The organism is Jatrophihabitans fulvus, assembly GCF_054781375.1.
In genome coordinates this window covers 489,460-500,713 of record NZ_BAAGUN010000002.1, presented here as the reverse complement: position 1 = coordinate 500,713, position 11,254 = coordinate 489,460, and the positions used below count along the sequence as shown (strand labels likewise).

Genomic DNA, 11,254 nt, shown 5'->3' with positions numbered 1-11,254 from the left:
GTCGATAGCGTGCACGCTGTGATCACGGGAGAGCTCAAGAGCAAGGTCGATCGCGTCTGGGACGCCTTCTGGTCCGGCGGCATCGCAAACCCGCTCGAAGTGATCGAGCAGATCACTTACCTGTTGTTCCTACGCCGCCTCGACGAGCTGCAGACCCTGGCCGAGAACAAGGCCAACCGCACCGGCCAACCGCTCGAACGGAAGATCTTCGCCGGTCCGGACGACCCGCGCCGCTGGAAGAACTTCAAACAGACCGACCCCGGTTCCATGTTCGCCACCGTCTCCGAGCAAGTGTTCCCGTGGCTGCGCACCCTCGGCGGGGAGGCGTCGACCTACTCCACCCACATGAAGGACGCCCGGTTCACCATCCCCACGCCGGCGCTGCTATCCCGTGTCGTGGACATGCTCGACGACATTCCGATGACCGACCGCGACACCAACGGCGACCTCTATGAGTACATGCTCGGCAAGATCGCCACCGCCGGACAGAACGGCCAGTTCCGCACGCCGCGCCACATCATCGCGCTGATGGTTGAGATGATGGCGCCCACGCCGAAGGACGACATCTGCGACCCCGCCTGCGGCACCGCCGGCTTCCTCGTCGGCGCGAGCGAGTACCTGCGTCGCGAGCACCCGAACCTCCTCATGGACGCCGAGGCCAGCCGACACTTCAACCACAGCATGTTCCACGGCTACGACTTCGACGGCACAATGCTGCGGATCGGCAGCATGAACATGCTGCTGCACGGCATCGAAGCCCCCGACATCCGCTACCGCGACTCACTGTCCGACGGTGCCAGCGGCGACGCCGAGCTGTACTCACTGATCCTCGCCAACCCACCGTTCGCTGGGTCTCTGGACTATGAGTCGACTGCCAAGGACCTACAACAGGTGGTGAAGACGAAGAAGACCGAGCTCCTCTTCCTTGCGCTGTTCCTGCGGCTACTGCAGACCGGTGGACGAGCGGCGGTGATCGTCCCGGACGGCGTTCTATTTGGCTCCTCCAAGGCACACAAGGAACTACGGCGGACCCTGGTCGAGGATCACAAGCTCGACGGGGTGGTGAAGCTACCCAGCGGTGTCTTCCGGCCGTACGCCGGCGTTTCGACCGCGATCCTGCTATTCACCAAGACCGGGGTCGGCGGCACCGATCACGTCTGGTTCTACGACATCGCTGCCGACGGTTGGTCGCTCGACGACAAGCGCACGCCGTTGCTAGCCGAAGACCGACTCGGTCCGACGCCGACGGCGGAACTGACCGACGATGACCATCTCAACAACAACCTTCCCGACGCGCTCCGCCGATGGGCAGACCGTGATGGCGGGGAGCGTTCACGCGAACGGACCGCCCAGTCGTTCTGCATCTCGAAGGCCGACATCGCCACTCAGGGCTACGACCTGTCCCTCAACCGATACAGGGAGATCGTGCACGAGGAGGTCGAGCACCGGCCGCCCCTGGAGATCATCGCGGACCTCGAGCGCCTCGAAGGTGAGATCCAGCGGGGACTCTCTGAACTCAAGGCGATGCTGTGACGGTGGGCGAGGTCTCGCTCGGCCAGGTCACTCGAGCTGTGGAAGCCCAGGACCCGGCACGTTCGGGTCAAGCTGCGTTCGTTTACATCGACATCGCGGCAGTCAATCAAGAGACGAAAACGATCACCGGCGCGCGACGCCTTCCCGTGGCAGAAGCTCCCTCTCGGGCGCGGCAGATCGTTCGAGCAGGTGACGTCCTAGTGTCAACCGTGCGCCCAAATCTGAACGCGGTCGCGCGAGTGGGGTTGCATCTTGACGGCGCGACCGCGTCGACTGGATTCGCAGTCTTGCGCCCGTCCGAGGGGCTCGACGGGCGCTACCTGTTTCACTGGGTGCGCTCGCCACGATTCGTAGCGGATATGGTTCGGAAGGCTACTGGCGCGAGTTACCCGGCCGTTTCCGACCGCATCATCGCGCAATCCAGTATTCCGCTGCCCGCGATCGACGAGCAGCGGCGGATCGCGGACATTCTGGATCGCGCCGACGCGCTTAGTACCAAGCGCCGCGACTTGCTCGCCCTCCTTAGCGATCTCACCCAGGCGGTGTTTCTCGAACTCTTCGGCAACCCCGAAAACAATCCGCGGGGCTGGCCGATGCGTCAACTCTCGGACTTCATCGCGCCGGGCGACCGGATCAACTATGGGGTTCTGCAGCCCGGGGATCATGTGGCCCAAGGCGTCGGGCTCGTACGTGTTGGGGATCTTGTCGCCGGCCGGGTACGACATTCGCGGCTTAAGTACATCGACCCCGCCATCGAGAGCTCATATACGAGATCGCGGGTCCGTGGAAACGAGGTCCTCGTCAGCTGCGTTGGATCAATCGGCGTCGTGGCGGTCGCGCGCGAATGCGACATCGGGCTGAACGTCGCACGCGCCGTGTCTCGCGTGCCGATTGAATCACCGACTCTGCGCGAGTACATCGCCGGGCACCTGCGTACCCCGGCGGTCCAGCGATACTTCACCAACGAGCTTCGGACCGTTGCCCAGCCCACACTGAACGTGAAGCAGCTAGCGGAAACACGAATCATGCAACCGCCCAACAAGTTGATAGATGAATACGCCGAGGTCATGGGACGTATCGACGCAGCTAATGCCGCTCAGGTTGCGAGTCGCGATCAACTCGACCACCTCTTCGCGTCGCTACAGCAGCGGGCGTTCGCGGGCGAGCTTTGACATGATCATCACAGATCGAACGGAGGGAGCACGGTGAGCAACTTCGTGTTTCTGCGTGCCGAATGGCCCGATCTGTTCGGCGAGGCTGCGCGTGCCGAACGCAACGGCGTAGCTGATCCACGCACCTCGTGTTTCTACGCACGCCGGGCGTTGGAGCTGACGGTCGACTGGCTGTATCAGGCCGATCGGACGTTGCAGCAGCCGTATCGCGATGATCTGTCGGCCCGACTGTTCGAACCGACGTTCCGGCAGCTGGTTGGTAACGACGTCCAGACCAAGTGCGACCTGATCAGGCGGCAGGGCAACGCTGCGGTGCACAAGACGCGGCCCGTCACGCCGAACGAGTCGCTTCCCGTGCTCGGCCAGCTCTTCCAGGTTCTGTACTGGCTGGCACGGAGATACTCCCGCGATCCGGCCAACCTGCCGGCGCAAACGTTACAGTTCGATCCGGCGCTGGTGCCGCGTCCGCTGCCGGCCGAGGCGCGGCTGCAGCGGCAGCGGCAGCGGCAGGCAGAGCTTGCCGAGCGGGAGCGGCTCAACGCCGAGCGAGACCGTCAGCTTGCCGATCAGCGGGCAGCGAACGAGGCATTACAGGCGGAGCTGGCAGAGCTGCGCAAGCAGGTTGCGGCGGCCAAGGCTGCTAACGAGGCCCGTCCGGACGAGCACGACTACGACGAGGCGACGACTCGGGACCTGTTCATCGACGTCCTGCTCCGAGAGGCGGGGTGGCCGCTCACGCGCCCCGAGGACCGCGAGTACCCAGTCACCGGCATGCCGAACGCCGATGGCACTGGCTTCGTCGACTACGTCCTGTGGGGTGATGACGGCAAGCCGCTTGGTGTCGTGGAGGCCAAGCGCACTCGCCGCGATGCCAAGGCCGGTGAGCAGCAGGCGAAGCTCTACGCCGATTGTCTGGAGGCGCAGTTCGGTCAGCGACCGGTGATCTTCTGTACCAACGGCTACGAGCACTGGATCTGGGACGACACCTTCTACCCGCCTCGCGCGGTCGAGGGCTTCTATACCCCTGCGGAGCTGGCGCTTCTGGTTCAGCGACGAAGCACCCGCAAGCCGCTAGCCGAACTGGCGATCAATGAGCGAGTCGTCGAGCGGCACTACCAGCAGCGGGCCATCCGCCGCATCGCCGAGACCTTCGAGGTCGATCGGCAACGGCAGGCGCTGGTCGTAATGGCGACCGGCGCGGGTAAGACTCGCACGGTCATCGCGCTGAGCGACTTGCTAATGCGGGCGAACTGGGCGAAGCGTGTGCTGTTCCTCGCCGACCGGGTCGCGCTGGTCAACCAGGCGGTCAACGCGTTCAAGACTCACCTGCCCGATGCAACGACGGTCAATCTGGTCACTGACAGGACCAGCGACGGCCGCGTGTACGTATCGACCTACCCGACCATGATGGGGCTGATCAACGAGGGCGCCGGCGACCTGCGCCGCTTCGGCCCTGGGTTCTTCGACCTCATCGTCATCGACGAGGCGCACCGATCCGTGTATCAGAAGTATCGAGCCATCTTCTCCTGGTTCGACTCGCTGCTGGTCGGTCTGACCGCGACACCGAAAGACGAGATCGACCGCAACACCTACCGGCTGTTCCACCTCGAAGACGGCGTCCCTACCGACGCGTACCCGCTCGACGAGGCAGTCGCCGAGGGCTACCTCGTCCCCCCGCGGGCAGTGTCGGTGCCACTCAAGTTCCCCCGCGAGGGCATCCGCTACGACGACCTCTCCGAGGAGGAGAAGGAGGAGTGGGACTCGCGCGAATGGGACGAGGACGGCGACGTCCCCGATCTGGTCGCGTCCGACGCGATCAACAAGTGGCTGTTCAACGACGACACCGTCGACAAGATGCTCGAGACCCTCATGACGCGTGGCCATCGCGTCGCCGGCGGTGATCGCCTCGGCAAGACGATCATCTTCGCCCGCAACAACGACCACGCCGAGTTCATCCGAGCCCGCTTCGACGCCAACTACCCCGAGTATGCCGGGTCGTTCGCCCGCGTCGTCACGTACAAGACCGAGTATGCCCAGTCACTGATCGACGACTTCTCGATCAAGGACAAGGCGCCGCACATCGCGATCTCAGTCGACATGCTCGACACCGGCATCGACGTCCCCGAAGTCGTTAACTTGGTCTTCTTCAAGCCCGTCCGATCCAAGTCGAAGTTTTGGCAGATGCTCGGCCGCGGCACCCGCCTGTGTCCGGACCTGTTCGGGCCCGGCGAGGACAAGCAGGACTTCTTCGTCTTCGACTTCTGCGGCAACCTCGAGTTCTTCAACACCGATCCCGCCGTCGCGGACGGCCGGGTCGCCGCTTCGCTGGCCGAGCGGCTCTTCGCCGCCCGGCTCGCGCTACTGACCGGCTTGGACGCCGACCTCCCTGCCGACGCAGCCGAGCCGGATGGCGACGGCACCCGCAGCGATCACGGCCTGCGGGTCGACATCGCACACACGTTGCACGACATCGTCGTCAACATGAACGTCCACAACTTCGTCGTCCGCCCGCACCGTCGCTGGGTGGAGCTCTACAGCGACGGCACCCGCTGGCACCGCCTCAGCCCGGACGACGCCCAGGAGATCGCCGAGCACCTCGCCGGCCTGCCCAGCGCGCTCCGCGACGACGACGAAACCGCCAAACGTTTCGACTTGCTGATCTTGCGTCTTCAGCTGTGCGTGCTGTCCGCCGAACCCGGGTTCGACCGGCTCCGCGACCAAGTACGCGACATCGCGTCCGCCCTGCTCGAGGTCGTCAACATCCCCGCCGTCGCCGCCCAACAGCAACTGCTCGACGAGGTCGCCGGCGAGGAGTGGTGGATCGACGTCACCCTGCCGATGCTGGAACTGGTGCGCCGCCGGGTCCGGGGCCTCGTTCGGCTCGTCCCGAAAGCCCGCCGCCACATCGTCTACACCGACTTCGAGGACCAGCTCGGCGAGGCCACCGAAGTCACCCTCGCCGGATTGCGCGTGGGGACCGACCTGCAACGGTTCGAAGCCAAGGTCCGCGTCTACCTCGCCGCACATCTGGACCACGTCGCCCTGCAGAAGCTGCGCCGCAATCGCCCACTCACGCCCGACGACATCGCCGAGCTGCAGCGCATGCTCACCGAGTCGGGTGCCGGCGACCCCGCCGAACTCGAACGCGCAGCCGAACAGGCGCACGGCCTCGGCATCTTCATCAGAGGGCTCATCGGCCTCGACCGCGACGCCGCCACCGACGCCCTCTCCGAATTCATCGCCGGCCGGACGCTGACCGCCAACCAACTCGACTTCATCAACCTGATCATCACGTACCTCACCGAGCACGGCGTGATGGATATCAGCCGCCTTTATGAAGCCCCTTTCACCGACCACGCGCCCGCGGGGCCGGAGTCGCTGTTCAGCGGTGCCGACGTCGACTCCCTCGTCGCAGCGCTCGGCTCCGTGCGAGCGACAGCGCATCCGGAAGTAGCGTCGTGACGATCTCTGGTCGATCGGATACGCATGTTCCGCTTGAATGGCTCGTCAGGGCGCTGGAGGAGTTCGCCGTACGCGACGCTGACCTGCTTACGCTCGGCGCAGGCGAAACTGCTCTGTCAGCTCGCCTCGCACATCACCTCACACGAGTGGTCCCCGAGTACTGGGACGTGGACGCCGAGTACGACCGGCAGAACGAGGACTGGGCGAAGAAGGTCCGCCGTCCCGGCACTAAGGGCGCTCGTGGCACCCACATGCGGCCTGATATCGCCGTACACCTCCGGGGTGCGTCGGGCCCAGACAACAACCTGATGATGATCGAGGTCAAACGGAAGTGGCGCGCGCCTGGCGATCCCGACGACCTGGAGAAGGCCCACGCTGCCATCAACCTCATCGGTTACCAGTTCACCGTCGTACTCGGCCTTTCGCTGCACACACCAGCCAAGGCGCTCCACGAAGAACACCGGTTCCAGCCGCACTGGACCGTCCTACGCCGGCCATTGGCGGCAGCGTTTGACCCTCACATCGAGCCCCCTGTCCCCGAGGTCATCTACGACGGCCGACCGATCTTCGCCGCGGATCGACTCGTCGAACTGCGGGCTAAGGCGGAGATGGCGCGTGACGCTCGGCGGCGGCTCGAGCCATTGAGCGCTCACCCCGCGACCACCCACGTTGATCATGCGGTCGACGCATCCGCCCGACAAGTGCGGGTCAACCACAAGTGGGGTTTCGGCATGTCGCCGGTCAAGCCGGCCACCGCGAGGCGGCGCGTCGTTGCCGCTCAGCGTGTTCTTGAGCTCGTGGCTGCACCTAACGCTGCTGCCAACGGCCAGCTCGACGAGCTAATATCCGATCTGTCCGAGCTCAAAGGTCTTTTCAACCGCGTCGCTCGCCAGGACCAATGGGATTGGTTCACCGTCTGGCTTCAACTCGGGACTCCCGGTCGCCGCCAGGCCATTAAGTCAGCAACCGCGCTCGCGGACCTGCGCGAAGCACTCATCCGCTACGACCCTGACCGAGCCCGACGCGCCAGAGATGCGCTCGTCGACTCAGGTGGCGCGCTCGCCATCGATGCTCTGACCAAGGGAGGGCATCCAGCACCCGACGTCGGGATCGGCTACGTGTACGTTCTCTCCACTCGCCGCGATCCCAAGATGCTCAAGATCGGATACACCGAACGCCCGATCGCCGACAGGGTGAACGAAATCAACCGCGGGACCGGAGTTCCCATCCCGTTCGGGGCACGCGCGGCGTGGAAGGTCCGACGGGCACCCGAAGCCGAACGGGAGATCCACGCCTTGCTCGGAGAGTGGCGCGTGCGCGCCGACCGTGAGTTCTTCGACATGGATTTCCGCGACGCGCACCGAGTGATCGATCGCATGGTCGAGCAGCACCTGGAGGAGGTGTAGAGAGGCCGGTTCACATACGAACCGTCGTTTGCGGTGAACGTCATGTCTCGCGCTCCAACTCAAGATGGACGCTGTGCCTTCGCCTACGGCGAGCAAAACACGCGCAAACGAGCGCCGAGTTGTGACACCGCTCCCCACGTCGTCTGAAGCAGTGAGAAAACCTGGATGGCTTCCGCGGCCGGCTTGGCCTTCTTTGCCTGTTTTTCGAGCGCGCTCCTGGACAGCGAGTTGCCTACCACCAGCCAAACCTCACGGTCGGTGTTCGGGTCCGCAATGCGTTCCCGGACGTGCTTCCAGATGTCGCTTCCCGAGCTGAACTGTCCGTGTCGCAGGCGAGCTGTCGTCCCTTCCACTCCTTTGGCCTTCCAGCTCTTCATCCAGTTCTGCGCTGGCATAGGTATGTCTGCAAGGGGTTGCAGGTGGTGCAAGTTCTTGATCGCTTGGGCGGCGACCTCGTGAAGTGCGCTCGCTGAGTAGTGGCGGGTGTCGTGCGAGGCCTTCGCGTGAATGAACGCGACACGCGTGGGGCCGGTGACCAGGAAGTCTGCGACCTCGCTGCCCAGATCAGTGCAGAGCACGAGGTCGGGCGTGGTGAACAGCGCCTTCATTACCTCCGGAGCCGATCGTCCGCTGGTGGGCGCGAGCGCGCTGATGAGGCCGAAGACCGTGTTGGGCTGCCAGTCGTCGTCGTCGATCTTGGTGCCCTTCTCTGAAGCGGCTTGCGCCAGGGCTGGAACCGGGCACAACACGTCAAGCAGCCTGAACGCGCCCAACCGAGTGGCCGGAATGATCGGCCTGAAGAAGCTCCCGTGCGCGTACATCGTCTTCCGGTCTGCGGACACGAGCCGCATCGCTTGGTCCCCGTTGATGGCACCAAGCAGGTCGCGAGGCTCGCCGTCTCGGCTAACAAAATGCTCTGACGCGAGAGAGGGGGAAGTGAGCTGATAGCGAGATCGATTCTGGTCCCAGTCGAGCTCGATCTGATGTGTTACGCCGTTGACGGTGAGCGAGAAGTGGCCGTCGAGGACGGCGCTCGCCGTGTCCTCCACTTCCAGCGGTATGTCGGTGCCGCCTTTGACGAACCGCGCGGGTTCGATATCGAGCAGGATGTGCTCGACGGTCTTGTCGGCCGGCTCGTCTACGTGTGCGGCATATCGCGAGAACGTGACGGCCGCGCTGGTGCTGGCACCCAACGAGGCTTCGAGTCCGTCGAGCCATGCGTTGTAGCCGGCGAAGTCACGATCGCCGGGGCGGTAGTCACTGACCCGCGCCCTGCTGAGACCAAGATAGCGGCGGAAGCGTTCGCCGCTGATCTCTGTGTACCCCTCAGCGACGGTGCACATGTAGGCGTAGTCCGCAAGGTCCGGCGCGAGATCATCGATAGCTGCGGCTCGCACCTGACGAGATCGAGGCGCCTGCTGGCCGACGTCGGTGTTGAGGAGAAACACGGAGGTGAGACTTGAGTCGCCCTTCGGGAACAGAACCTGAAGGTCGGTTGGGCCTAGCGGCTGGAAGTGCTGTTCGACGGCCTCAGGTGTGGCACCTCGCGTGTCGTAGTAGAAGAGGCGATCGCGAGACATTCGGATGATGGTGTAGCCAAAGCGGGGCTCGATGAAGGTGCCCGACCGTAGGAACCGCGAGTTCTCCGCTGTAATGAATGGCACGATGCGGGTGCGCCGGTCAGGTTCCTGGGTGCGGAACACGGTCCGTTCGCGGTTGCTCCATTGATAAGCCGTCTCCAACGCGAGGTCGTCGAGCGTGCACTGGTCGCCAGCGATCCGTCGGAAGACGCGTGTGCGCAATGGAAAGGCGAAGTCCTCCCATGCGCCGGGTGAGTCGAGATCGATGCGGGTGCGGTAGGCGCCGTCGTAGTAGAACGCGGCTGGTTGGGCTTTGAGTACTCGTTCAACGAGCTGTGGCATGGTCGCGGCGCTCTCGGCCCATTCGTGCCTGTCAAAGTCTCGATATGCCTGCCAAGTCCGCTCGACGTCGCGGTCTCCCCGATCGAGAACAAGCGCGACCGAGTCCTTCGGGTCCCGCGCGGGGTTTCTCAGCACCCGTCCGATCTGCTGGATAGTGGCTCGATCGTTGCGCAGTGCGTCGTAGAACGCGATCACCCGGAACCGCGGGTCGTCGATGCCTTCGATCAGTTTGTTCTGATGGACCCAGAACCGCGCAGCGGACTCCTCAGGGCGCGGAACTGCGTTTCGCAGGACCGGATCGCCGGGCGGGAAAGTCTCGTGGACGCCGACCACCGATTGATTTAGGGCGTCGAGTGCCTGGACGACGTCGCGGATGCCTAGCGAGGTTCGGCAGCGGACGATGATCCTTGCGTCATCCGGCTCGGGGAACCGTTCGTCGACGATGTGAAGCAGTTCGGCGGCGAAGGCGTCCGGTGTCGCATCATCATCGATGCGCAGGAATTCCGGCTTGCGGAGGAAGCCTTGTTCCTCTGCTTTCCAGTGCTGATAGCGGTACCGGTGAGCCTGGTCGATTTCGAAGTACTTCTCATCGTTCCGGTAGGGCGTCGCCGTGAGCAACACCGTCGGGCGCTTCAGCGACCTAATCGCGTCCGACCACTGCGGCGCCGGTTCGTAGTGCCCTTCGTCGACCAAGACGACGCCGAAGTCGGCGAAGACCCTGGCGAGATCGTAGGCACCCTCATCCGCGGTCTTTGCCGCCTCCGACAGGGCGGCGATCGTGGTGACGTAGACAGTCGGGTCGGCGTCCAACACGGTTTCGAGAGCCGATGCAGCCGGAAGACGTTTCACCGGGAGCATTTCGGGCCGCGCGTTCGCTGGGAGCCGGTCCCAGAACCGACCGCGGAGGTCCTCGATCAGCTGGGTCCGCAGCGCGTCCCACGGTGTGAGCACGAGCCTGTGTCCTGACACTTCGGGGAGGTTCATCGCCGCGGACGCAATGACGCCGGTCTTGCCGGTCCCAGTGGGCATCGTCACTAGCGCAGCGTCATGATGAGCAGGGGCGTGCGCGAGGTAGCGACGTACCGCTTCAATGGCCGCCCGCTGGTGCTCCCAGAGCCCGCCGATGGCTTTGACGAGTGATGACACCTGGATATTCAAGCGCTTCGGGCGCAGTCAAGTCGGGATCGGCGCGATCATCGGGCTGACCTGCTGGCCGCCCCGCCACCCGGGAAACAATCAGAGGGCAGGCCCCCGCTCGGCGCGAGGTCGGACTTCATACAGTCGGCGCAGACAATCCTGAACCTCACTTGCCAATTCGTCGAGGTAGCTGTCGGTGAGGAAGGCATCTGCAGTCCAGCGATAGTCAGCGTCACGCTGCGCCTTCGGCAGCGCGCGATGGGCGTAGGCGACAGGATCTCCAGGCTGCACGACGACGCTATGCACGACCACGTTGCGCTTCTTCAGGATGTGGGTGATGTCGTCGAGCAAGGTCGTGATCTCGACACGCAGTCCGCCGTCAATCTCGGGGACCTTCGCCAATTCGGATCGGCAGACCCGCACCAACGCCTCGCCGTGCTTGCCCGCGTGGTGCTGTTGAGTGTTGTTCCGGTCAAGCGTGGTCGCCAAGTAGAACACCCACAGCTCCATCAGGGCGCAGTACGACACCACGCGGCCGACTCGGGCGTAGAACTCGTTTGCGCGCGAGACCGCGTCGTGGCCCGATGGCTCGGGTTCGATGACGGTCATGAATGCCATTGTG

Annotated in this window: 6 protein-coding genes; 4 read left to right on the top strand and 2 right to left on the bottom strand. The window is 64.4% G+C overall.

Features of this window, described 5'->3' with window-relative positions; all coding sequences use genetic code 11:
* The first annotated feature begins 18 nt into the window (after positions 1 to 18).
* Genes ACYVP9_RS10925 through ACYVP9_RS10910 form a run of 4 tightly spaced genes read left to right on the top strand, consistent with a single transcriptional unit; the run spans position 19 to position 7,573 of the window.
* Positions 19 to 1,533 (top strand): type I restriction-modification system subunit M, encoded by a 1,515-nt coding sequence (locus ACYVP9_RS10925; protein WP_460604832.1) that lies wholly within the window; start codon positions 19 to 21, stop codon positions 1,531 to 1,533.
* Between the two features lie 2 nt (positions 1,534 to 1,535).
* A complete protein-coding gene (locus tag ACYVP9_RS10920; protein ID WP_460604831.1) occupies positions 1,536 to 2,705 on the top strand; it encodes a restriction endonuclease subunit S in 1,170 nt (389 codons plus the stop codon).
* Between the two features lie 33 nt (positions 2,706 to 2,738).
* On the top strand, positions 2,739 to 6,167 hold the full coding sequence (locus tag ACYVP9_RS10915) for a DEAD/DEAH box helicase family protein (RefSeq protein WP_460604830.1): 3,429 nt from the start codon (positions 2,739 to 2,741) through the stop codon (positions 6,165 to 6,167).
* Entirely contained in the window at positions 6,164 to 7,573 is a 1,410-nt protein-coding gene (locus tag ACYVP9_RS10910; protein WP_460604829.1) for a GIY-YIG nuclease family protein, read from the top strand. The genes ACYVP9_RS10915 and ACYVP9_RS10910 overlap by 4 nt, the downstream gene beginning before the upstream one ends.
* 83 nt (positions 7,574 to 7,656) lie before the next feature.
* On the opposite strand, the gene ACYVP9_RS10905 is transcribed toward ACYVP9_RS10910, so the two are convergent.
* Together ACYVP9_RS10905 and ACYVP9_RS10900 are read right to left on the bottom strand one after the other, a co-directional pair.
* Positions 7,657 to 10,641 carry a DEAD/DEAH box helicase gene (locus tag ACYVP9_RS10905; protein WP_460604828.1) on the bottom strand — a complete coding sequence of 995 codons (2,985 nt, stop codon included), beginning with the start codon at positions 10,639 to 10,641 and terminating at the stop codon, positions 7,657 to 7,659.
* A gap of 90 nt (positions 10,642 to 10,731) precedes the next feature.
* A complete protein-coding gene (locus ACYVP9_RS10900; RefSeq protein WP_460604827.1) occupies positions 10,732 to 11,241 on the bottom strand; it encodes a hypothetical protein in 510 nt (169 codons plus the stop codon).
* Positions 11,242 to 11,254 lie beyond the last annotated feature (13 nt).